Below are 24,543 nucleotides of genomic sequence, written 5' to 3'. Positions count from 1 at the left end.
ATGGCCACTTTTAAAGAATTTCGTAATAATGTAAAACCGAACTGGTGCCCTGGCTGTGGCGACTTCTCTGTACAAGCGGCAATGCAACGTGCAGCAGCAAATGTAGGGCTAGAGCCTGAAAACTTAGCTGTTATTTCTGGTATCGGGTGTTCTGGTCGTATCTCTGGATATATTAATTCATATGGCTTCCATGGTATTCATGGTCGCTCATTACCTATAGCACAAGGTGTTAAAATGGCTAACCGGGATCTTACAGTTATCGCTTCTGGCGGTGATGGTGACGGTTTTGCAATCGGTATGGGACACACCATTCATGCTATCCGTAGAAATATTGATATTACCTACGTAGTTATGGATAACCAAATTTATGGATTAACAAAGGGACAAACGTCTCCGCGTTCTGCTACAGGCTTTAAGACGAAATCATCGCCATTAGGTTCGATTGAACAACCAATTTCACCAATGGAGATGGCTTTAACTGCTGGAGCAACGTTTGTAGCACAAAGTTTCTCTACAGATTTGAAAGATCTTACTGCTTTAATTGAAGCAGGTATTAAGCATAAAGGATTCTCTTTAATTAACGTATACAGTCCTTGTGTTACTTATAATAAGGTCAACACGTATGACTGGTTTAAAGAAAACCTAACAAAATTAAGCGATATTGAAGGGTATGATCCTTCTAATCGTGAAAATGCAATGCAGACATTGATGAAGCATAATGGTTTAGTTACTGGTTTGATTTATCAAAACACAGAACGTCAATCCTACCAAGAATTGATTAATAATTACTCTGAAACTCCATTAGCACATGCTGATCTAACTCTCGATCAAGGTTACTTTGATAAATTAGTTGGAGAGTTCATGTAATAGAAATTGGAAACTTCCCGTAGTATACTACTACGGGATTTTCTATTGTTTTCAAGCCTTTTAACCTTTATACTATAATAATGTGCGGATGTGTGGGAGATTCAATTCTTATTCACTAGTACAGGAAAAATTTTACTTTACAAATATTCATAGACAGCAAATTGACTGAAAGGAGATTTTACTAATGAATGAAAAACAACGTGTAGAAGCTCAACAAATCGAACCTGCTAATTCTTCGGACAAAAAATCCGCAAAGGATTACAGTAAGTACTTTGAGCAGGTAATTACCGCACCTTCCTTAAAAGATGCTAAAAAACGTGGGAAAGAAGAAGTGAAATACCATAACGATTTCTCTATTCCTGAGGAATTTCGAGGCATGGGAGAAGGTCGGAAGTTTTATATTCGTACCTATGGCTGCCAAATGAATGAGCACGATACCGAAGTAATGGCAGGGATTTTTTTAGCATTGGGTTATGAGCCAACAGATTCTACAGAAGATGCCAATGTGATTCTGTTAAATACATGTGCCATTCGTGAGAATGCTGAAAATAAGGTGTTCGGTGAACTAGGTCATTTAAAACATTTGAAATTAGAAAAGCCAGATCTACTCTTAGGTGTTTGTGGATGTATGTCACAAGAAGAATCCGTAGTTAATAAGATTCTAAAAACCTATAATCAAGTTGATATGATTTTCGGAACACATAATATACACCGTTTACCGCATATTTTACATGAAGCGTATATGTCTAAGGAAATGGTTGTTGAAGTATGGTCTAAAGAAGGCGACGTAATCGAAAACCTTCCAAAAGTAAGACGCGGCAAGATTAAGGCATGGGTTAACATTATGTACGGCTGTGACAAATTCTGTACCTATTGTATTGTTCCATTTACACGAGGTAAAGAACGAAGCCGTCGTCCGGAAGAGATTATCCAAGAAGTACGCCATTTAGCCGCACAAGGCTATCAGGAAGTTACTCTTTTAGGGCAAAATGTAAATGCGTATGGAAAAGATTTAGAGGGAATGAACTATGGTCTAGGTAACCTTATGGAGGAATTACGGAAGATTGATATTCCTCGTATTCGTTTTACAACAAGTCATCCACGTGACTTTGATGATCATTTGATTGAGGTCCTTGCAAAGGGCGGAAACTTAATGGATCATATCCACCTGCCTGTTCAATCCGGTTCTACGGATGTATTAAAAATTATGGCTCGTAAATATACAAGAGAACAATATTTGGAGTTAGTACGTAAAATCAAAGCTGCGATTCCAAACGTTGCATTAACTACTGATATTATCGTTGGCTATCCAAATGAAACAGATGAACAATTTGAAGAGACTTTATCCTTATATCGTGAGGTAGGCTATGAACTAGCTTATACATTTATTTATTCTCCTCGTGAAGGTACACCTGCTGCTAAAATGCAGGACAATGTTCCAATGGAAGTAAAGAAGGAACGATTGCAGCGTTTAAATGCTTTAGTTAATGAACTTTCGGCTGAAGCAATGAAAAAATATAAGGGTCAAATTGTTGAAGTTCTTGTAGAAGGGGAAAGCAAGAACAATCCTGAGGTCCTAGCAGGATACACTTCAAGAAGCAAGTTAGTAAATTTTGCTGCGCCAAAATCAGCAATTGGAAAAATAGTTAAGGTAAGAATCACTGACGCAAAAACATGGTCATTAAACGGTGAAATGGTCGAAGAATTAGAACCAGTAGAGGTGAAATAAAGTGGCAAAGTATACAAAAGACGATATTATCGCTCGAGCACAAGAATTAGCACGTATGATAGCAGAAACAGAAGAAGTTGATTTCTTTAAACGTGCAGAAGCACAAATCCATGTAAACCCAAAAGTAAGCACATTAATTTCAGATATTAAGGGTTTGCAAAAGCAAGCAGTTAATCTACAACATTACGGAAAACCAGAAGCATTGAAAAAGGTAGAAGATAAAATTGCTTCCATTGAACGGGAATTAGAAGATATTCCGGTTGTTCAAGAGTTTAAGCAGTCCCAAATCGATGTTAATGATTTACTTCAATTAATCGCCACAACGATCTCTAATAAAGTTACAGATGTTATCATTGAATCAACGGGTGGAGACGTATTAAAAGGTGAAACCGGTGCAAGTATACACAATGGCGGTTCTTGTGGAAATCACGACCATGACCACGATCATTAAGAATATGAAACCAGGCTTTTTTTAAAAGCCTGGTTTTTTTCTGCGCTTTTCTATATGTAAAATAATCTCCTCACTTTAAGTACATGCCTATTTGGAACCTACAATAAACTCCCGCATAAAATGAACTATGACTAAACTTTTAACCAGTATTCGCAGAAATATATCGCACACTAGTCTAAAAACTTGCATAGGATGAAATGAAAATGAATGAGGAGGGTTCGCGCGAAATGGGAGAATACAGAGAGATAATTACGAAGGCCGTAGTAGCGAAAGGGCGTAAATTCACCAATTCCAATCATACGATTAGCCCGGCACATAGTCCAACCAGCATACTTGGCTGTTGGATTATCAACCATAAATACAACGCGAAAAAAGTCGGCAAAACTGTAGAAATACACGGCTCTTATGACATCAACGTTTGGTATTCCTATAATGATAATACCAGAACAGAAGTGGTTACGGAGTGTGTGAAGTATACAGATGTTATTAAGTTAAAGTATCGTGACCACGATTGCTTGGATGACAATGAAATTTGTGCAAGAGTGCTGCAGCAACCGAATTGTTGTGAAGCAGTTATCTCACCAAATGGCAATAGAATCATTGTCCATGTCGAAAGGGAATTCCTAGTGGAAGTTATTGGTGAAACGAAAGTCTGTGTTGCCGTTAATCCAAAGGGCTGCCATGATGATGACGATGATTGGGGAATGGATGTTGACGACGAAGAATTTGAGGATTTAAACCCAGATTTCTTACTTGGAGTCGAAGAAGAATAAACATACTAGGAAGTCTTTACTTCCTAGTTTTTTCTTTTTATTCATTTTATAATATAAGAAGAATGTATGATAAAAAGAAAAATCAGCAAGCTATTTTTAGGAGGTGTCAAAGATATGGAACCTAGACAGCCTGGAAATAACAAACTACCTGATTTTAACGAATTAGACGACAGGATCATCGCTGAGCAGCCCTCGGGTCCCCATTTAATTATTAAGACAAATCTTGACCCTGAGGATTCAACTGAAAATAACCCTTATTATCAAGGGAAGGAAACCAATAATCCCAAAGCCTTCAAAGATTATTTTGAAGAATAAAAGCCAGGATTACCTGGCTTTTTATTTTGCTTGTACTCCATGGGATGAAGAAGTGGAAGTCTCCCATTCTTGCTTTAGTAAAGAAAAAATATAGGTGGTATGAAATTGGTCGTTCTGATACAAATAGTCACGCAGTACTCCTTCTTTACTAAATCCTAATTTTTCAAGAAGTTTGCTGGAAGCTTCGTTCTCTAGGTAAACAACGGCTCCAATCCGATTCAATTTCAATTCTACGTAACTATACCTTAAAACCTCCCTTATTGCTTCAGTAGTGTAACTCTTTCGCCAAAAAGAGGGATGTATTTCATAGCCGATTTCAGCTTTCTTATTTTTTAACTGTAATCCATTAAGGCCTGCCGTCCCAATAAATTTATTATTTTCCTTAAGGATGATACCCCAGCGAATGGAACGTTTTTCGTAATAATTCTTTTGGAACATGTCAATTAATTTTTTTGCTTCTTCGATAGAAGTAAAAGTGTCAGTGCCATAATACTTGGTTACCTCATCCAATGATAAAATTTCAAACAAACTATTTGCATGATTTTGAGTAATATCAATTAAATGTAATCGTTCTGTTTCGAGAATAGGAAATCCCATACAATCACCTCTTAAAAGGAAGAACTTTTTTTAAAAATATAGAATATTTTATCTATTCTTAGTGTATATCGGATGTATACTAAAATAAAGATAAATTAATCCGTTTTGTTCTGAGGTGTGCGTATGAAAATTGAGAAATATACTAAATTAATTGGAAATGAATTACTACCCAATATACAACTATCAACAGATGGTCCATTTGATCCAATCATTGTAAAGAATTTTTCGAATACATGGAAAACAATTGGAAGCGGGAATTATGCAGGTGTCTTCTTACACCAATCAAATCCTACATGGGTTGTAAAGGTATACGGAAGAAAACCTGAAGACTTAAAAAAAGAAGTCGATGTGTATAGGAAACTTGGAAATCATGAATCCTTTTCCTCACTCATTGACTATGGTGATAATTATTTGATCCTAAAAAGGATAGATGGAATTAACTTGTTTGATGCACTTGTAAAAGGGATACCTATTCCAGCCTCTGTAATCCATGATGTGGATGAGGGGATCGCATATGCACGTTCAGTTGGGTTAAACCCGTATGATATTCATGGGAAGAATGTCGTTATGGGCAATGGGAGAGGGTATATCGTTGATGTATCAGATTTCTATAAACAAGGAAAGTGCAGAAAGTGGGATGACCTGAAAAAGGCCTATTACAAAATTTACTTGCCGTTTATTAGTAAATATCATCTACCCATTCCATTCTTTATTGTAAACAATGTCAGAAAAGGGTATCGGTTATACCGAAAAATAAAAAAGGGAAATATATAAAATAATATTTCCCTTTAAATACTACATTTATTGGTGAGTTTGTTGAAATTGTATCATGAAATCACTAAAAGCTTTACATGTTTCATATGGGACAGCGTTGTAGGTAGATGCTCGGCAGCCTCCGACAGAGCGATGTCCATTTACACCGACAAATCCTTCTTTCTTTGCCTCAACTAAGAACTTTTTCTCCAGTTCCTCATCCTTTACCCGGAACGTTATGTTCATTAGGGAGCGGCTCTCAACTTCAGCATGACCAACATAAAATCCATTGCTCTTGTCGATTGCATCATAGATAAGTTTTGCTTTTTCCTCGTTCCTCTCACTTAGTGCATGTATTCCGCCTAATTCCTTTATCCAATTTAAGACTTCACCAAGCATATAGATTCCGAATGTTGGAGGTGTGTTATATAACGAGTTGTTTTTTGAGTGAGTGCTGTACTTTAACATAGTCGGTATGGAAGGATTAGCTTTTTCAATCATATCCTTACGGATGATTGCCACTGTAACACCAGAAGGACCAAGGTTCTTTTGGGCACCAGCATAGATTAAAGAAAATTTGCTAACATCAAAGGGCTTGGATAAGATATCGCTAGACATGTCTGCAATCAATGGCACATCTCCTGTATCTGGAAAGTCTCTCCATTGTGTGCCATAAATTGTATTATTCGATGTCAGATGTATATAGGCATCAGTCGGATTGTATTTCAACTCATCAAATTGTGGAACTCGACGATATTGACTATCCTTGGTGCTGGCAACATGGTAGGGGTCCCCAAACAATTTCGCCTCTGAAAATGCTTTTTCAGACCATGCACCGGACATGATATATCCTGCTTTTTCACCAGGTTTCAAAAAGTTCATTGGAACCATTGAAAACTGTAAGCTTCCTCCTCCTTGCAAAAAAAGTACCTCATAATCTTCTGGGATAGATAATAGTTCCTTTAAAAGTGCGATGGCATTATTATGTACTTCCTCATAGGCAGCACTTCGGTGACTGAGCTCCATGACAGACATACCTGTACCACGAAAATCAATTAGCTCTTGCTGGGCTTTTTCGAGAACAGCTAGGGGAAGGGCGGATGGACCTGCATTAAAATTATAGGCACGCTGTACTAGTGCTTTCATTTTCTCACTCCTAATTTTTATTTATTTGAATATAACATATTTTCAATCATTTTAAATGAAAATATCACAAAATTATCTAGTGAAGACGTTTTCATTTTTATAAATCTCAAAAATAAAAAATTAAGCGATTACAAATAGTAAAATTATAGAATAATTCCCGTACAGGTTCTTTCTAGTGTGGATATATGGCTAACAGCAATATCATGATGTAAAAAATGAGCGGTTCCACATCTTCTAGGTGAATAACGTTGGCGCTAATTACCGTAAACATGCCATAGAATCTGGTCTAGCTATCCCTGAGGATCCTATTTATTTTGCTAAATACACAAATAGTCTTTCGGGACATCGTGAGGATATTTTCCTGCCAAAAATGGCTGAACAAGTGGATTACGAAGTCGAATTAGTTGCGATAATTGGGAAACCGGCCAAAAATGTTTCAGTTGAAAGTGCATTAGATTATGTTTTTGGATATGCCGTTGGAAATGATCTTTCCGTTCGTGAGCTTCAATTCCGCAGTCCTCAATGGCTATATGGAAAAGCAATTGACGGTTTTGCTCCGCTTGGACCTTATATCGTAACTGCAGATGAGATACCTAATCCACAAAACTTGAACTTAAAGTGCTGGGTAAATGGTGAATTGCGTCAAAATTCAAATACTGAGGATATGATTTTCTTAACTGCTAAGCTAATTAGTGATTTGTCGCAAATTATGACGCTTCTGCCGGGTGATGTTATTTATACGGGTACACCAGAGGGAGTCATTATGGAAATGGGAGAAAAAAACTGGTTAAAGCCAGGTGATGAGGTAGTTTGTGAGATTGATGGTCTTGGACGTTTATTGAATAAATTGAGAAAAGAAGACTAACTAAGAAATGGATCATAGTGTACACTTTTACTCATGGCGTGTGATAACGATAAAGCAGGGGCTAGTTGTTAGCCCCTGCTTTAATTCTTTTTTTTTGATTCTTAGTTTCCCTTATAAGCCTGATGAAGGATATCTGCTAGTTCTCTCATCAATGGACGTTTTGGATTGACATTCGTATCTGGATCAATAAAAGCATGTAAGGCTAAACTGCAGATTTTGCTTTCGTAATCAGTTTGATCGATTCCACATTCTTCAAGACTCAATGGCATATCTAATTCCTCTGCCAAATGGACCACAGCTTTTATTAGACTTTCAATTCCTTCTTCAGTTGTTCTAGCAGGCAGTCCCAACATTTTAGCCAACTCCGCATAACGATAAACCTCCTCAATTAAATACTTATGTACGACTAAAAATATATCAATGAATAAAATAGAAATTTGTAGAAGGATGTGGAGGATTTTGGCGATTTCTGGCTAAAGACTAATTGTTCAAGGAATGTTCAGAAATTGATTTTATCCGTATTATCATTGAGTCTAAGGTGGTAATAAAAATCAAAACAACCACCCATAAAGAATCAGGTGGCTGTGTAATGGTTAGTCGTTATTATTTTCCCACATGTCAATTAGTAATTGAGCTTTATGTGATAAGTTTAACTTGGCACTGTTAGAAATGTAATCAGTGTTCCTGCTATGGTTAATTTCTGTTACATATTTCTCAATAAATTTCAAAGCTTGGTCTACAGATCGTTTTTCAAGTTGATGTTCTGCTTGTTTAAGAGAATTTTCTAATTTGGAAACTAATGGTCCATTCAACTCTCCATTGGCTTTATAGTCAGCCATAGCTCCATCTAACACAGACCGAACCCCCGGAGTCCAGAAATTTGGTACTGGGACTTTTGCCCAATCAGTATCACTTCCGAAATAAAAGCTTGTATAGGAAGGCTGATTATAAGCAGTACTTTGCCTTGCTACTTCGGCACGATATTGTGCATCGTGCATTAATGTATATAATTTGTGGTTTGTAACCTCAGTATTCGTATAAATACGAATCGCTGAACTATCCGCAGTTCTGACTAGAAGTTCTTCTCTCCAGTCACCAAGTATATCTGCAACTAAACTTGGATTGCCTTTTGTACCGTTATTCGTTCTAGTATCAGCAGCGGTAAGGACTCTGCCTTTTTTCCAGTCATCGATGGTAGTAGTATTATCTAAAGAACCATTCACAATTTGAGTTGTCATATCCGCAGACCACTTTATGTTCATGTTTGTCCCAGGAGCTCTTGTATCAATCCTTTCACCAGCTGCGCTCCACAATCCAACTGCCCACGTTTCTAATCCAGGTTTGGATGGATCAACGTCCCCAACCATACCACGTCCGGTATCCCTTCCAGTATAGCCCCCATAAATAATTTCACCTGTTTTAGCATCACGTAAAGAATATCCATACGGAGCCCATGCACCGCCTTCATGTACCATAAAGATTTCCATTCCCGGCCTATTTGGATCTATATCCGTTACATGCAACGCATCCCCATGACCGAGTCTAGCAGTGGTGTTTGGTGCCGCACTTTGTGCAGGCATTGTATCTATTGAACTGTATAACAAGGAACCGTCATCATCAATGGTTGCACTGCCGTATACGATTTCCTGTTTGCCATCGCCATCAACATCTGCAGCACTTAAAGAGTGTGCACCTTGAGTTGTCAAGGTACCAAATTCCGGGTCAGTTCCGTCACGACCATGTGGACCATCATTAAATGGATTACTCATTGGTGTCCATCCGCTATCAACTGTCCAATTTTCTTTTAACTCCTTACCATCCCAGCTGTATGTAACGAGATTGGTTCTAGTGTAATAACCGCGGGCAAACACTGCATATGGTTTTTCACCATCAAGGTACGCAACATTTGCAAGGAAACGGTCGACACGGTTTCCAGGTTCAATTCTACCCATTGCATAGTCGCCCCACATCAAACCATCATCATGCCTGCCAGGTTTGTAATCAATCGTATCCATTTCTTCGCCTGTTTCTCCATTAAAAACAGTCAAATATTCAGGACCTTCTAAGATAAAGCCCTCAAAATCTCTTAATTTGTTGTTTCCACTTCTTTTAGGTGCGTAAACGTCCATAAAGTAATCAGTTAATTTTATGGCATCTCCTTTAGATAAAGGATAAGTAAATTGTTTTTCGATACCAAATGCTTCCTCAAGCGTACTTGGCCAGTTTCCAAGGACGACCTCTTCATTCTCATGCCACCCCATAAACATGTTTACAACATGATTGTAATAGTCTTCTTTGCTCATTCGATAATCATCTTGATTGCTGTAGCCAGCAGTAATGTCTTTCTGAGGCATAGTAATAAATTTTTCTGAGGTGATAGTTCCATCTTTATCAAATTTAATAATCTTTGTACCAGGTGCGGTTTTGAACATAATCTCTGATTTTCCGTTACCATCAAAATCATAAACTAGGAATTGGGTATAGTGAGCTCCTGAGCGAATATTTACACCAAGGTCAATTCGATATAATAGAGTTCCATCAAACTTGTAGCAGTCAATAAACGTGTTACCGGTATATCCTTTTTGTGATACGTCCTTTGAGTTGGAAGGTTCCCATTTAACAAAATACTCATATTTGCCGTCTCCATCAACATCTCCGACACTCATATCATTTGCAGAATAGGTATACCTTTCACCTGCAGGTGTCACACCATCGGCTGGCTTTTTGAGCCGTAAGTCAACATAGGATTGCTTCCAAGGTGTGACAGAAGTACTTTGATCGAGCTCTTTTCTATCTAATACAGAACGAACATAATAGCTAGAAGCAGAGGTGCCATTTTGATCAACAAAGTTGGTGCTGTCTTCGACTGTTGAAATCAAATTACCATCACGGTATACATTGAAGTTGACCCCGGTTAATCCAGTTTCAGAATAACCTTTCACCTCATTCGCTAATAATCTCCAGCTTAGGAATATACCCCCAGATGTTGGAGCAGCAATTAACCCTCTGTCAAGGTATTCTAATTGGACTCCTGGAAGATTACTAGCTTCATTTTTTTGCTGTATCTCGACAGCAGACACACTAGAAACACCTGATAAAAGTAAAGGTAATGCAATAGCAGTGGATAGTACCTTTTTAGACAATGATTTTTTCTTCAAATTATTCGCCCTCCTGCACAATTTAAAAAATGATTGAATACGCTTACAAAAATTAAAAACACCTCCATACGAAATACTGATAAGGAACTACATAGTAAATTTTATTTTAAATATTCGGAATACTGAATTTAATATTCAGTATTCTTTAATAGAAAATCAGTTGTATCTACTTGAAAAAAAGGTAATTTATATCTTTTCTCATAGTCCTTTTGAACCAATTAAAGTATTTATCCTTTACTTGCAAAAGTGTGATAACAACGCAAGAAATTACCATTTCAATAGATAGGTAGATCAAAAATGTCCAATAGTAAAATGAACAAGGTTGTGTTATTGAATAGATAACGAATATTATTTCTATTAAATTAGATTGGAGGGTATTTATGGGTAATAAATCAATTCGAATTTTTCTTGCAGCAGACTCAACAGTACAGAACTATGATGTACAGGAAAAACATCAAGGAGGCTGGGGCGAGTTTCTGCAGAGTTATTTAGATGAGGAAACAGAGGTAGTAAATCACGCTATTGGTGGGAGGAGTTCGAAGTCATTTATTGAGGAAGGGCGATTACTTAGAATATTAGAGGAAATTAAAGCTGGTGATTACCTATTTATCCAGATGGGTCATAATGATGCGACAAAAAGTAAACCTGAACGTTTTACAGAACCATCTACCACCTATAAGCAATATTTAAAAATGTATATTGAGTGTGCAAAAGAATACCAAGCGGTGCCTGTATTAATAACCCCGCCAGCGAGGCTGCATCTAGAAAATGGAAAATTTATTAACGACTTTCCTGAATACTGCACAGCAATGAAAGAAGTTGCAAAAGAGGAAAAAGTAATAGTAATCGATTTAATGGAGAAAAGTTTGAACCTGCTGGAAAGCATTGGCTATGAGGAATCATTAACTTTATTTATGGCCTCAGTAAATGAAACCGATTTTACTCATTTTACAAAAAAAGGTGCCTATCATATGGCAGGTTTAGTAGTTGAAGGGATAAAAGAAAGTAAACTGCCAATTGGTGGAATGTAAGACAAGAATCAGATTACACTGTTTTTTGATAAATTTTGACTGAATTTTAAATTAAAACCTAAATGTAGTTTAAATATAATTAGCTGTATACCCTAGAAATCTTTTTTTGAAATGATCCATACTAATATCATTAAATATGAGGAGGAAATAATAGATGCATAGACATGAAATTGAACATAAAATAGAGCTGCTAATTGATAACTTAATTAACCTAAATGATCCAGACGGGAAATATGCGATACCGCTTGCTGATGGAAGAAAAATTGATAATAAGAGTTTTAACTATTGGGAATGGACAGCGGGTGTAGGCCTTTATGGAATGATGAAGTATTATAAATTAACCAAAAAAGAAGAAGTATTAACTATTATTGTAAAGTGGTTTGAGGATCAGTTCAAAGAACCTCCAGTTGAAAAAAATGTGAACACGATGGTTCAAATGTTAACGCTTGCATATTTGTATGAAGAAACAGGGAATCCAACCTACATTCCATATTTAGAAACCTGGGGTGACTGGCTGTATCACGATATGCCTAGAACAAAGGATGGCGGCATCCAGCACGTTGTGTTTGGTAATGAAAATTACCAGCAATTATGGGATGACACCTTAATGATGAGCGTACTGCCATTAACGAAAATTGGTCTATTGTTAAATAAGCCGGAATATGTGGAAGAAGCAAAAAAACAATTCTTAATACATATCAAGTATCTATTTGATAAGAAAACAGGGTTATGGTTCCATGGGTGGACGTTTGAAGGAAATCATAATTTTGCAGAAGCACTGTGGGGACGTGGAAATTCATGGGTAACGATTGCAATTCCTGAATTCCTTGATTTAGTAGAATTAGATGAGAAGGATCCGGTTCGTCAAATTTTGATTGATACGTTAGATAGACAATTAGAAGCACTTGAAACGTGTCAAAATGAAAACGGTTTATGGCATACCCTGCTCCTCGATCCAACATCCTATGTAGAGGCATCCTGCACAGCCGGTTTTGCCTTTGGAACATTAAGGTCGGTGCGTAAACGCTATGTTGGGAAGAGATACAATGATATGGGATTAAAAGCGATTAAGGCTGTAATTGAGAATATTGATGAAACTGGTGAATTACAGCATGTTTCAGCTGGAACGGCAATGGGCGAAACCCAAGAATTTTACAAACAAATTCCTGTCACAGCAATGCCATATGGACAATCAATGGCAATCCTTGCATTAGTAGAATACTTGCATCACAGAATCTAAAACAAGCATAGGTGGGGGATGAAAATGTTAAACATTGGAATAAGAGCACATGATATTGAAAACCTGCCATTAGAAGAGTTGGTACAAGAGATTGCTAGCAAAGGGCTCACTTCCGTTCAGTTGGCTTTAGGTAAGTCATTATCGAATGTAAATACCGAAGTAGGCAGTTTAAGCCCAGGTTTAGCCCGATATGTAGGTAGTATGTTCTCAAAGTATAATGTTCAGATTGCGGTATTAGGCTGCTATTTTAATATGATACATCCTGATTTGGTTGAAAGGAAAAAAGGGATTGAGCGTTTTAAAGAGCATATCCGCTTTGCTAGAGATTTTGGCTGCAGTATCGTGGCTACTGAAACGGGAAATGTAAATCCAGAAATTTTCTATACAGAAGAGAACTTCAAAGAGAGACCTTTCCTAGAAGTGGTGGAAAGTGTACGCGAACTGGTAAAGGAAGCAGAAAAATTTGGAGTCATTGTTGGAATAGAAGCGGGAGTCAACCATCCTGTTTATTCTCCAAAAGTGATGAAGCGACTCTTAGATTCAATTAATTCGAATAATCTACAAGTCATTCTCGACCCGGTAAATCTATTAACAATAGACACATACCAAAATCAAGAAGAAATTTTTCAAGAAGCCATGGATTTATTCGGTGATAGAGTAGTAATCCTCCATGCAAAGGATTTTATCATTGAAAACAACCAACTAGTACCAACAGCAGTTGGTAAAGGACTATTAAATTACGAGTATATATTGAACGTCCTAAAAGAGAAAAAACCATATATCAACATCCTATTAGAAGAAACAAAAGAACCTTTTATTGACGAAAGCATCGCATTTTTAAAGGAAAGATAAACGTATACACTGCCCATTATTGTTGTTTAACCATAATGGGAGTTTTTTTACCAATTGGAGGGAAGACAATGAATAGAATCGTAGTTTGTGGGCTAAGCAATCGAGCATTAGGTATGTTTATCCATTCAATCATTCACCAATTTGGTTCAAAAAACCAAGTTGTTGGAGTACTTGATACCGACCCACGAAGAATAGAACTATGCAAAGAAAGTTTTCCGGAATTAGCCTCCGTACCTACGTATCATCCAGAACAATTCCAGCAGATGATTGAAGAAACAAATCCGGATACGGTCATCGTTACGAGCAGGGACGATACACATATCGATTATATTTTAAAAGGCTTAGAGAATGACTTAACGGTTATTACCGAAAAGCCAATGGTGACAAAAGCCGACGACGCTAGAAGAGTAATCGAAGCAGAAAAGGCAAGTAAGGGAAAAGTAATCGTCGCTTTTAACTATCGCTATAATCCGTTTCATCGAAAAATAAAAGAAATGATTCTAGAAGGAAAAATTGGCAGAGTCACTTCCGTTGACTTGAATTGGTATATTGATACCTTCCATGGTGCTAGTTACTTCAAGAGATGGAACCGCAATCGTGATTTTTCAGGCGGGCTATCCATCCATAAATCTACACATCATTTTGACCTCGTAAATTGGTGGCTAGATCAGAAACCTGAAGAAGTATTTGCGTATGGTGCATTAAATTACTTCGGTAAAGATGGAGAATTCAATCCAAGTCCAACCGACAACCGTTATTGTAGTACCTGCGATGAGAAACTTTCGTGCCAATACTATATGCGCTGGTCAAACCGCCGAAATAATTTAGCTGTTAAGGATGACCATATTAAGGCTGATAGCATTGAAAAATCCGCCAATAACTATACTCATTATCGTCCTGATTCCTGTATCTTTGATCACGAAATAGAAATCGAAGATACGTATGTTGCCACCGTTAAGTATGATAAAGGTGCATTCCTAAGTTATTCCGTAAACTTCTCTCTTCCATATGAAGGCTATCGGTTAGCGATTAACGGTACGAAAGGAAGAATTGAAACGACTGAATTCCATGAACCAAGCCGGATTCCATTTGCGATTCCAGAACAAACGATTGAGTACTATCCGTTATTTGGCGGAGCAAAAGAAACCATTCATGTACTCCAAACTGGAGGAGGACATGGCGGTGGAGACCCTGTATTATTGGAAGATCTTTTCTTAGGAGTAGATCAAAATCGCTCTTATCCAATATTAGCGGGTGCAGAGGCAGGAGCATACTCAATTGCGGTTGGTGAGGGTGTATGGCGTTCAGTAAAAGAAAATAAGCCAATGAAGATAGAGGAATTATTGAAAAGTACCGAAGATTTTTCTTTGAGTAAAGCAGTTTTCTAGAGCTTATGGTAAACGTTGAACCTGAAGAATCAAGGTAGAGGGAATCAAGAGGCGTTTTGGTTAGTAAAAAATAACCTGTGGAATATCCGAATGTTCCACAGGTTATTTTCAATATCTCTTTTTTTGTTAGTAGATTGATAGAATACACAAAATAGGGGAGGAAAAAATTTGAAGACTTCCTATGTAGTGATCAATGATGAATCGTCTATTTCTCTGCCGGAAACAATCACCACTTCTGTCAGACATGCAGTAGACATGATTTTTAGAGATCATGAGAAAGTATTTATGAAAATGCCAAAGCTCTGTTCATCCAATAAAGAGGCTGCTGATATTGTCATTCGATATGCCTCCACTAAAGAGGAATGTCCTGATAGACCAGAAGCTTATAGCTTTCAGTTCATTGAAAATAACGGAAAACTATCTTTCCACATCGTGGGCTATGACGACTTAGGAATTATATACGGATTACTGCATTATAGCCATCAATACTTAGGAGTGGACCCTTTTTGGTTTTGGGCAGATTTACAGATTGAACAAAAGTCTGAGATACATATACCCGCTGTAGAGTTTCATTCCCTGGGGAAAAAGGTGAAATACCGTGGCTGGTTTGTCAATGATGAGGTTTGTCTAATCGGCTGGAAGGAAGAATATCCACCATCTAAAGATATTTGGTTTCCTGTTTTTGAAGCATTATTACGCTGCGGTGGAAATATGGTTATCCCTGGCACCGATCTCCCGAAGGATGGCATTCATGCAGAACTGGCAGCAGAAATGGGCTTATGGGTTACTCATCACCACGCAGAACCATTAGGAGCAGAAATGTTCCTAAGAGCATTTCCAGGCGAGAAACCTAGCTACAAACAAAATCCGGAACTTTTTGAGTCTTTATGGGAGGAAGCGATTGAGATCCAAAAGGATAAAAAAATTGTCTGGGTACTTTCGTTTCGCGGGCAGGGGGATGCACCATTTTGGCAGTATGACCCTGAGTTTGATACACCGGAAAGTAGAGGTGCAATGATCTCTAAAGTTGTGCATAGGCAATATGAGATGATAAATAAATCAGTTGATAATCCTGTCTGCTCTATGGCTTTATACGGTGAAATATCCGAATTATACAAAGCAGGACATGTAAAAGTCCCTGAAGGTGTGATTAAGATATGGGCTGATAACGGGTATGGCAAAATGGTGACCCGAAGACAGGGAAATGAAAACTATCGGATTTCTTCTCTTCCTGCAGATAATGAAACAGGGGAGCATGGAATATATTATCATATCACTTTCCATGACCTCCAGGCTTCGAATCATTTGACGATGTTTCCATCTCCGCCAGAATTGATAAAACAGGAACTTGAAAAGGCGTTTGATGTCGGCGCCGTATCCTACTTGCTGCTTAACAGCGGAAATATCCGTATGCATCTTTATCATCTCGATGTGGTGAGTGAATTATGGAATACCGGCACGATAAATCTAGAAGAACATTTGCACTCATTTATTGAGCGTCTATACACAACCAAACACAAAGAAATTGCACAACTTTATTTAAGCTACTTTGAAAAGACGATACCCTATGGCCCTAATCCAGATGACAAAGCAGGAGATGAATTTTACCATCATCCAGCAAGGAAGATAATTGGCCACTGGCTTCAGGGGAAAACGAATATTCCGTTGGAGAGATTGTACTGGGCTACAGGGGAAGTTTCTTTTATCGAACAAGTGAAATGGTTCTTGGAAAAATGTGGAATTGGTTTAGCAGGCTGGGAGGAGTTTTTAAGCCAATGTCGTCATCTCTCGTTACTGCTGCTTGAAGAAGACAAGCAGCGTTTTACGGATCTACTCCTACAGCAGGCGGAACTCCATGCCTTCGGGTGTAAAGGGTTTATTTCCCTGTGTAACGCCTTTTTATCTTATTTGGAAAAGGACTACCCGCTTGCCTTTGTCCACGTATCCCAATCAATTGGTTTTTACAAGGATAGTAAGCAGGCATTAAAACGTTCAGAGCACGGTAAGTGGGAAAATTTTTACCGAGCAGATTGGTTAACAAACATCGACAGTACCATTTATTCTTTGGAAGCACTGCGTAAGTTTCTAAGAATGCAGGGAGACAGTCCTGATTTCTTTTTATGGTATAAAGAGTACCTGATGCCAGAAACGGAAAAATATATTTATTTGGAGAATACTCATCGAAATCCTTTGTCAGATGATGAACTAGCGGAACGACTTGCTGTAAAATTCCTATCAAAAACTCATGAACATAGCCAAAAGCTATATTTATAGGGAGGGTAAAAACATTGACTTATATATTCTTAGCAGGTGATTCTACCGTAGCTAACTGCCCACGGAGCGAGGCACCGATGGCCGGGTGGGGGCAGGTGTTTCAATCCTTTTTTACGAATGACATTAAAGTTCTTAACTTTGCCAAAGGTGGAGCAAGTACGAATACCTTTATTGAACAGGGATATTTAGATATTATCCTTGAATTCATACAACCTAATGATTATCTGTTTATTCAATTCGGACATAATGATCAAAAGTCATTTGGCACGCAACCCTTTACAACGTATCAGTCTTATTTGACGGAATATATTAACGGAGCACGGGAGAGAGGTGCCATCCCAGTTTTAATTACTTCAGTTAATCGAAGAAATTTTGATGAAAATAATATTTTAGTCCATACATTAGGGGACTACCCAAAAGCAATGCTGCAGTTGGCGGAAAAACTTGATGTCCAAGTTATTAATCTATTGGAAAAAACAGAAAAACTTTATCAATCATTGGGCCCAGAAGGCTCTAAACAATTGTTCACCTGGTTTGATGCAAATGAACATCCAAATTACCCTGAGGGAATTCAGGATAACACGCACTTTTGTGAACATGGGGCAAGGGAAGTCGGAAAGTTAGTAATAGAAGGAATAAAAGAATTACAATTGCCCATTGTCTCGTTTATCAAAGAGTAGATTAATCGAAAAAATTAACAACATGAGGTGAAATTAGTATGAGCAAAAAATTATATCATGGTGCCGCTTACTACCCAGAACTTTGGGATGAAAAGGTAACCGCAGAAGATATTAAAGAAATGAAAAAGACTGGTATTAACGTTGTTAGAATCGGTGAATTTGCTTGGGCATCCATGGAGCCAGAAGAAGGAAAGTTTGATCTTGGCTTTTTCAAGAATATTATTAACACACTTTATGAAAATGGGATTGAAACGGTCATGTGTACGCCGACCCCTACGCCACCTATTTGGTTTTCTCATAATCATCCTGAACGGATGTATGTGGATGCTGATGGAAAAGTAATGGGACATGGATCAAGGCAGCATGCCTGCACAAACCATCCTTATTTTAGAGATAGAGCAGCACTGATTACGGAAAATATTGCAAGAGAAGTTGGAAGTTTACCAGGTGTCATTGGCTGGCAAATCGATAATGAGTTTAAATGTCATGTGAGTGAATGTATGTGTAATACCTGTGAAAATTTGTGGCATCAATGGTTAGAGGAACGCTATGAAACAATTGAAAACCTCAATGAAGCGTGGGGTACAAAAATTTGGAGCGAGTACTATCATAGCTTTGAACAGGTACCACAGCCGGGTCCAGCACCATTTTTACACAATTCATCGTTACATACGATGTACCAACTGTTTTCAATGGAGAAAATTGCTGAGTTTTCTGATGGGCAGGCTGAAATCATTAGAAAGTATTCTAGTTCACCTATTACGCATAATAGCTCAGTTTTTTTCAGTGTTGATAATGAAAGAATATTTAAAAACCTGGATTTTGCATCTTTTGATACGTATGCAACAATCGAGAACTTTCCAGCTTATCTCATTAACAGTGACTTGTGGAGAAACTTTAAAAAAGACCGAGGTTTCTGGGTAATGGAAACAAGCCCATCCTATGCAGCATCACTAGCAAGTTATGCAACACCACATCCGAACGGATATTTAAAAGTTGAAGCAGCAGCTGCGTACGCATTAGGTGCGGAAGCTTTTTGTTACTGGCTTTGGAGGCAGCAGCGGGCAGGATGCGAACAGCCTCATGGTTCCGTTCTAAGCGCATGGGGAAAACCGACAGTTGGATATGAAAATGTGTTAGAAGTAAATGCATTGAGAAAAGAAATTGAACCAGTCATCGTAACCACTAAACCAAGCCAGGCAGAATTGGCGATTACCTACTCAGATCGTGCTAAGGCATTCTTAAAGACTGAACCACATCGCAATTTAAATCATCGTAGTTTAGTCACTGATTTTTATAAGCGTATTTTAAACATGGGAATTCATCGTGATGTGATTCCAGAAGGAACTGACTTAGAAGGCTATAAGCTTTTATTTACTCCATTTATCCAGTATTTATCAACTGAATATATTGCCAGAGCACGACAGTTTGTTGAAAATGGCGGGATTTGGATTGCCGGACCGTTAACTGGTGGTCGAACGGAAAATCATACTGTGCATACAGACCGGGCGTTAGGTGAACTTGAAGAAATCGCTGGAGTGGAAGTGCTATTTACGTACCCAATGGATGATTCGGGGTCCATTGGACGTGCATTTGATATTTCTGCCCCATTATCAATGTGGAGTTCTGTTTTTGAAGCGAATTCAGATACTGCTGTAGGTGTAATTGAAGAAGGTCTTTCTAAGGGAAAATCATTTATTACGGAGCATAAGGTTGGAGCAGGGAAAATTGTTATGCTTGGATCCATGCCAGTAGGCGAGACAGGAGATTTGCTGCTACAGAAACTAGTAGACCACTATTCTAAAGAAGCTAATATTACTCTGAGAAGTGATGTAAGTGAAGGAACGATTGTGGCTCCGCGTCAAGGAGATGGTTTTACCGTTTGGTTCGTCATCAATATGGATGGCAATGGCGGAAGCGTTACACTTCCACAACAAGGAATAGATTTACAGACCAATAGTGTAGTGGAACCAGGAAAACTTGAAATTGGTAGATTCGAATATAGAATGATTCAATTCAATCAATCGTAATCGTTAATAGGAGGACAAGAAGTATGATTCGAAAAGCATCGGTAATGAAAGTGTTTGAAGGCTATCAAGAAGAATATAAAAAACGCCATGATGAATTATGGGCTGAAATGGAAGTAGAATTAAAGAACCATGGGGCACATCATTATTCTATTTTCTTAGATGAAAAGACAAATAACCTTTTCGCCTATGTAGAAATTGAGAGTGAAGAGAAGTGGAATGGCATGGCTCAGACAGAAATCTGTCAGAAATGGTGGGCCTATATGAAGGATATTATGGAGACAAATGAGGACAACAGTCCCGTTGCAACTGAATTAAAACAAGTATTTTATTTAGATTAGAACCTAATCTTGATTAAAGACCATCATCTGTGGTTTAAGATGATGGTCTTTTTTATTAAATAATTCAATTGTTGCAGAAGGCTGGCAGCAAAAAAGTATTATTGATGGAAAACATAAGCCACTATAAGGTAAGAATACAGCTACCAGCAAAAAACTTACGTATTTGAAATGAGGAATCAACAATGGGAAAAGGGACAAAATGGCCAGCAGAATGGAAAGAATTTCATGACCAGATTACAGGAGTAAAAATCTCTCAATTAACAGATTACATGGCACATAGTTTTCATACATATTTTACGAATGATGGCATGTATGATAACGGTTCCAAATTATTAGTTTGTTCTGACCGTGGGAACTCTACAAATCTATTTAGTTTGGATTTAACGAATGGAGAATTCACCCAATTAACGGACTTAGACAAAGATGTGTCCAAGGGATTACAGGGTACGTATGTAAATCCTGCTAAAAATGAGGCTTACTTTACCTTGGATAAAAGTATCATCGCACTTGATTTAGGTTCTTTAGAGGAAAAAGTAATTTATACAAAGCCTGATGGTTTTAATTTTAGTAATCTAAGTTGTACAGCTGATGGAGAACATTTGTGTTTTGGTCTTTCAGAAGATTTATCAAAAACCATTCATAGCAATCTATCAGGTGGATATGTTGGATTTGAGGAAACAGAAGCAGCGAGACCGTATTGTCAGATATGTTTGCTAACACTTGCAACAGGAGAAATAAAGGTCATTCATGAAGAGCAACGCTGGATTGGACATGTGAATGCCTCACCAACCCAGCCTCATTTGATTACATTCTGCCATGAAGGACCGTGGGAAAAGGTGGACCACCGGATTTGGGCTATGAATATTGATACTGGTGAGGTTTGGAAAATCAGAGAAGGAGAGCCAAACCAATTTGCCGGTCATGAATACTGGCATGCAGATGGTCTTCATATTGGCTATCACGGATTTACCGAATCACTTGAACGCAAAGATGGTAAATTTCTCGGGTTTACAAAATTTGATAATTCGGACACCCATGAATTTGAATTTCCATACCAAAATATGCACATCCACTCGAAGGATTCTGAATTAATTGTTGGGGATGGACAGCAGTCTAGTGCCTACCATGGTGAAAGATATCAGGATTGTATATTTCTATGGAAGAAAACCGCTAATGGAATGGAAGGGCCACGTATTTTATGTAAACATCGAGGAAGCTTTCAAATTCAGCAACTCCATGTTCACCCTCGCTTTAGCCATGATGGGAATCAGGTGTTGTTCACTTCAGATCGGAATGGGTACGGGAATGTTTATCTAGTCGATGTTCCTGAATTTGAAACTCTGCCAAAACTGGTAGATGGAAAATTGATAAAAGAATAGGAGGACCTGCGAATGAAAGTAAAATGGTTGAATAAAAAACCAACTGAAAAAACGGGGATTTCATGGGGTGTTCCATGGGCAAAAGGTACATTAAATAAAAATGATTCAATATGTCTCAAAGATGGCAGTGAGCAAAACATACCTTTACAAAGCTGGCCAATGGCTTTTTGGCCAGATGGGAGTGTCAAATGGACTGGCCATACAGCAGTTTTGGAAGGGGAAGAAGAAAAGTTCGACTTGCATATGAGCAACGAGAAACTGGATATTAGCAGCACCTTATTCGTAAAAGAAACCAGTGATAGCATTGAAATTGATACTGGGGAAATAAGTGTGACCATATCCAAACAGGGCAGCGTTCTGATTAAAACAATTAAAAAAGGTGCAAAAACCATTGGAATTGATGGAAGATTAATAGCCATAAGAGAAACACGCAATAAAGAAAATGGACTGAAAATTACCAGTGAAGAACCACTGCAAAGTGAAATAAACAAGGTTGAACTCGAACAAAAAGGGCCATTAAGAAGTGTGATTAAAATTGAAGGAATTCATCAGAATGTATTCGGTACTGATTGTCTGCTGCCGTTTGTTCTACGGTTATATTTTCATGGTGACACTTCATCCCTTCGCGTTGTTCATACACTCTTTTATGATGGAAACCCTGAAAAGGACTTTATTAAGGGAGCAGGGTTAGAACTGACGGTTCCGTTAACGGGAGAACCGTTCAATCGAAATGTCCGATTCTCAGGTGATAAAGGGGTTTACTCTGAGCCCGCACAGCTTTTACTGACAAGAAGACACCGAAATGCAGGCGGATTATACGATAGTCAGATAAATGGAGAAGTCATTACTCTTACCGAAGAACAACATGGTCCTCTCCTAGATCATGCAGGACAGAATGCTGTATGGAATGATTTCAAAATTCATCAAGATTCTTCTGACCATTATCGTATTAGTAAACGAACGAACGAAGAATACGCTTGGGTCGAGTCTACTCATGGTACTAGGGCAAAAGGATTAATGTATGTGGGCGGTACAGAAGGAGGGGTAGCTGTTGGGATAAAGAACTTTTGGCAGAAGTTCCCTTCTTCACTTGAGGTAACCAATTTAAGTGGAGCAAGTGCAAAACTCAAAGTGTGGTTCTGGTCACCAGATGCCCAGGCAATGGATTTACGCCATTACAATAAAGAGACTCATGTTGTCAGTGCCTATGAGGGATTCGATGAAATGAGAGCCAATCCAGTCGGGATAGCGAACACAAGCGAATTGTTTTTGCACTTCTATAACGAATCTCCGACACATGAACAATTAGAAAATAAGGTTGACGAGTGGCAAGCACCTTTATTGTTAGTTTGTGAACCTGAATATTATTACAGAACGAAATCTTTAGGCGTTTGGAGTCTGCCAGATCGAAGTACTCCCATTAAAGAAAAGCTTGAAGAACAATTAGATGAAGCGTTTAATTTCTATAAAAATGAAATTGATCAGCGTAGATGGTATGGATTTTGGAATTATGGCGACGTCATGCATACATACGATCCTGTCCGACATCAATGGAGGTATGATTTAGGGGGATTTGCGTGGCAAAATACAGAACTTGTGCCAAATATTTGGCTTTGGTACACATTCCTGCGTTCAGGCAGGGAAGATGTATTCATAATGGCAGAGGCAATGACCAGGCATACAAGTGAAGTGGATTGTTACCATTTTGGTGAATATGCAGGACTAGGATCAAGGCATAATGTCAGTCATTGGGGGTGCGGTTGTAAAGAAGCAAGAATTAGTATGGCAGGACTTCACAAGTATTACTATTTTTTAACTACAGATGAGAGAACAAGAGACTTGTTAAGGGGAGTAAGAGATGCTGATAAGGCTCTATTACATTTGGATCCTATGCGGGAATTCTATTCAAATGAACAGTTTAGTAGTCATGCCAGAGTTGGTCCCGACTGGGCAGCCTTTTGCTCCAATTGGCTTTCTGAGTGGGAACGAACTGAAAATCAGGTGTATAGAGATAAAATAGTTTCAGGTATTGATACACTAAAAAAACTCCCTTTCAGATTGTTATCAGGACCTACATTTGGATATGATCCAGAAACCAGCACCCTGCAGCATATGGGAGATGGGAATGCAGGAGGGTACCATATGGTCATTGCCTTTGGCGGACCGCAGGCCTGGATGGAAATAGCACAGATCCTTGGTGACGAAGAATGGGACGAAATGCTGGCCGAATTTGGTGAATTTTATGTTCTAAGTAATGAAGAAAAGTTAAAGAGGAGTAATGGAATCCTCCACGATAAATTGTTCAGTCTGCCGATGTTGGCTTCAGGAATGGTTGCTTATGCAGCAGCAAATAAACAAGACGCAAAACTCGCTGAAAAAGCTTGGAATCTGTTACTAAATGAAGAAATTAGTGAAATGATCCTGCCAATTAAGGAGCAAGAAGTAGAAACATGGAGAACCTTGAAAGAAATTCCAAGCGTTACAACCAATACAACTTCACAATGGTGTCTGAATACGATCGTTTCATTGGAATTAATCGGTGATTACTTATCAAATAAGGATTTTCAAGAAAGTATTAATTCGACAATAAAGTGTTTAAATAGCTAAAAACGTGATAAGGACAAGGTTTTTGTGAGTACAAAAAAATGTAATTGTCAGAAAAATGAAAGCGATTTAT

Annotated in this window: 21 protein-coding genes; 17 read left to right on the top strand and 4 right to left on the bottom strand. The window is 38.1% G+C overall.

The annotated features are described in order from the left end of the window. From QUG14_RS09545 to QUG14_RS09525, 5 genes are all read left to right on the top strand, one after another. A complete protein-coding gene (locus QUG14_RS09545; RefSeq protein ID WP_289340281.1) occupies positions 1–867 on the top strand; it encodes a 2-oxoacid:ferredoxin oxidoreductase subunit beta in 867 nt (288 codons plus the stop codon). A gap of 184 nt (positions 868–1,051) precedes the next feature. Continuing rightward, positions 1,052–2,596 (top strand): tRNA (N6-isopentenyl adenosine(37)-C2)-methylthiotransferase MiaB, encoded by a 1,545-nt coding sequence (gene miaB / locus QUG14_RS09540; protein ID WP_289340280.1) that lies wholly within the window; start codon positions 1,052–1,054, stop codon positions 2,594–2,596. Position 2,597: 1 nt separating this feature from the next. Then, the gene (locus QUG14_RS09535) at positions 2,598–3,047 is read left to right on the top strand and encodes a YlbF/YmcA family competence regulator (protein ID WP_289340279.1); all 450 of its coding nucleotides are present in this window, start codon (positions 2,598–2,600) and stop codon (positions 3,045–3,047) included. A 227-nt stretch (positions 3,048–3,274) separates the two neighbouring features. Continuing rightward, positions 3,275–3,820, top strand: a complete 546-nt coding sequence (locus tag QUG14_RS09530) for an outer spore coat protein CotE (protein ID WP_289340278.1) — start codon at positions 3,275–3,277, stop codon at positions 3,818–3,820. A 114-nt stretch (positions 3,821–3,934) separates the two neighbouring features. Then, positions 3,935–4,135, top strand: coding sequence for a hypothetical protein (locus tag QUG14_RS09525; RefSeq protein ID WP_289340277.1), 201 nt, complete (start codon positions 3,935–3,937; stop codon positions 4,133–4,135). A 21-nt stretch (positions 4,136–4,156) separates the two neighbouring features. Here QUG14_RS09525 and QUG14_RS09520 read toward each other — a convergent pair whose 3' ends face one another. Next, entirely contained in the window at positions 4,157–4,732 is a 576-nt protein-coding gene (locus QUG14_RS09520) for a GNAT family N-acetyltransferase (protein WP_289340276.1), read from the bottom strand. A gap of 123 nt (positions 4,733–4,855) precedes the next feature. Between QUG14_RS09520 and QUG14_RS09515 the strand changes: the two genes are divergently transcribed. Further along, entirely contained in the window at positions 4,856–5,506 is a 651-nt protein-coding gene (locus QUG14_RS09515) for a protein kinase family protein (protein ID WP_289340275.1), read from the top strand. 27 nt (positions 5,507–5,533) lie between these two features. Here QUG14_RS09515 and serC read toward each other — a convergent pair whose 3' ends face one another. Next, the gene (gene serC / locus QUG14_RS09510) at positions 5,534–6,631 is read right to left on the bottom strand and encodes a 3-phosphoserine/phosphohydroxythreonine transaminase (RefSeq protein WP_289340274.1); all 1,098 of its coding nucleotides are present in this window, start codon (positions 6,629–6,631) and stop codon (positions 5,534–5,536) included. A gap of 238 nt (positions 6,632–6,869) precedes the next feature. Here serC and QUG14_RS09505 point away from each other — a divergent pair, with 238 nt between their 5' ends. Next, entirely contained in the window at positions 6,870–7,496 is a 627-nt protein-coding gene (locus QUG14_RS09505; protein ID WP_289340273.1) for a fumarylacetoacetate hydrolase family protein, read from the top strand. A gap of 101 nt (positions 7,497–7,597) precedes the next feature. Here QUG14_RS09505 and QUG14_RS09500 read toward each other — a convergent pair whose 3' ends face one another. Both QUG14_RS09500 and QUG14_RS09495 read right to left on the bottom strand, forming a co-directional pair. After that, a complete protein-coding gene (locus QUG14_RS09500) occupies positions 7,598–7,885 on the bottom strand; it encodes an iron-containing alcohol dehydrogenase (protein WP_289344117.1) in 288 nt (95 codons plus the stop codon). 204 nt (positions 7,886–8,089) lie between these two features. Then, a complete protein-coding gene (locus tag QUG14_RS09495) occupies positions 8,090–10,654 on the bottom strand; it encodes a rhamnogalacturonan lyase (protein ID WP_289340272.1) in 2,565 nt (854 codons plus the stop codon). Between the two features lie 380 nt (positions 10,655–11,034). On the opposite strand from QUG14_RS09495, the gene QUG14_RS09490 reads away from it, so the two are divergent. The 10 genes from QUG14_RS09490 (at position 11,035) to QUG14_RS09445 (ending at position 24,473) form a co-directional block, all read left to right on the top strand. Beyond that, positions 11,035–11,685: a rhamnogalacturonan acetylesterase gene (locus tag QUG14_RS09490; protein ID WP_289340271.1), complete on the top strand. Its 651-nt coding sequence runs from the start codon at positions 11,035–11,037 to the stop codon at positions 11,683–11,685. A 154-nt stretch (positions 11,686–11,839) separates the two neighbouring features. Further along, positions 11,840–12,925 (top strand): beta-galactosidase BglB, encoded by a 1,086-nt coding sequence (bglB, locus tag QUG14_RS09485; RefSeq protein WP_289340270.1) that lies wholly within the window; start codon positions 11,840–11,842, stop codon positions 12,923–12,925. A 24-nt stretch (positions 12,926–12,949) separates the two neighbouring features. Further along, complete coding sequence (locus tag QUG14_RS09480) at positions 12,950–13,777, top strand: sugar phosphate isomerase/epimerase family protein (protein ID WP_483310719.1); 828 nt, start codon at positions 12,950–12,952, stop codon at positions 13,775–13,777. Between the two features lie 68 nt (positions 13,778–13,845). Then, a complete protein-coding gene (locus QUG14_RS09475; RefSeq protein ID WP_289340268.1) occupies positions 13,846–15,165 on the top strand; it encodes a Gfo/Idh/MocA family protein in 1,320 nt (439 codons plus the stop codon). Positions 15,166–15,333: 168 nt separating this feature from the next. Then, on the top strand, positions 15,334–17,439 hold the full coding sequence (locus tag QUG14_RS09470) for a glycosyl hydrolase 115 family protein (RefSeq protein ID WP_289340267.1): 2,106 nt from the start codon (positions 15,334–15,336) through the stop codon (positions 17,437–17,439). 14 nt (positions 17,440–17,453) lie between these two features. Beyond that, positions 17,454–18,119: a rhamnogalacturonan acetylesterase gene (locus QUG14_RS09465; protein WP_289340266.1), complete on the top strand. Its 666-nt coding sequence runs from the start codon at positions 17,454–17,456 to the stop codon at positions 18,117–18,119. A 38-nt stretch (positions 18,120–18,157) separates the two neighbouring features. Continuing rightward, positions 18,158–20,149, top strand: a complete 1,992-nt coding sequence (locus QUG14_RS09460; RefSeq protein ID WP_289340265.1) for a beta-galactosidase — start codon at positions 18,158–18,160, stop codon at positions 20,147–20,149. A gap of 23 nt (positions 20,150–20,172) precedes the next feature. Further along, complete coding sequence (rhaM, locus tag QUG14_RS09455) at positions 20,173–20,487, top strand: L-rhamnose mutarotase (RefSeq protein WP_289340264.1); 315 nt, start codon at positions 20,173–20,175, stop codon at positions 20,485–20,487. Between the two features lie 182 nt (positions 20,488–20,669). After that, positions 20,670–21,866: an oligogalacturonate lyase family protein gene (locus QUG14_RS09450; protein ID WP_289340263.1), complete on the top strand. Its 1,197-nt coding sequence runs from the start codon at positions 20,670–20,672 to the stop codon at positions 21,864–21,866. A 12-nt stretch (positions 21,867–21,878) separates the two neighbouring features. Beyond that, positions 21,879–24,473: an exo-rhamnogalacturonan lyase family protein gene (locus QUG14_RS09445; RefSeq protein WP_289340262.1), complete on the top strand. Its 2,595-nt coding sequence runs from the start codon at positions 21,879–21,881 to the stop codon at positions 24,471–24,473. The last annotated feature ends 70 nt before the right edge of the window (positions 24,474–24,543 follow it).

It is taken from the genome of Neobacillus sp. CF12, from assembly GCF_030348765.1.
In the GTDB taxonomy this organism is placed as follows: Bacteria; Bacillota; Bacilli; order Bacillales; family Cytobacillaceae; genus Neobacillus.
Note: the sequence above shows the minus strand (reverse complement) of the source record. Positions and strands in the feature narration are given on the sequence as shown.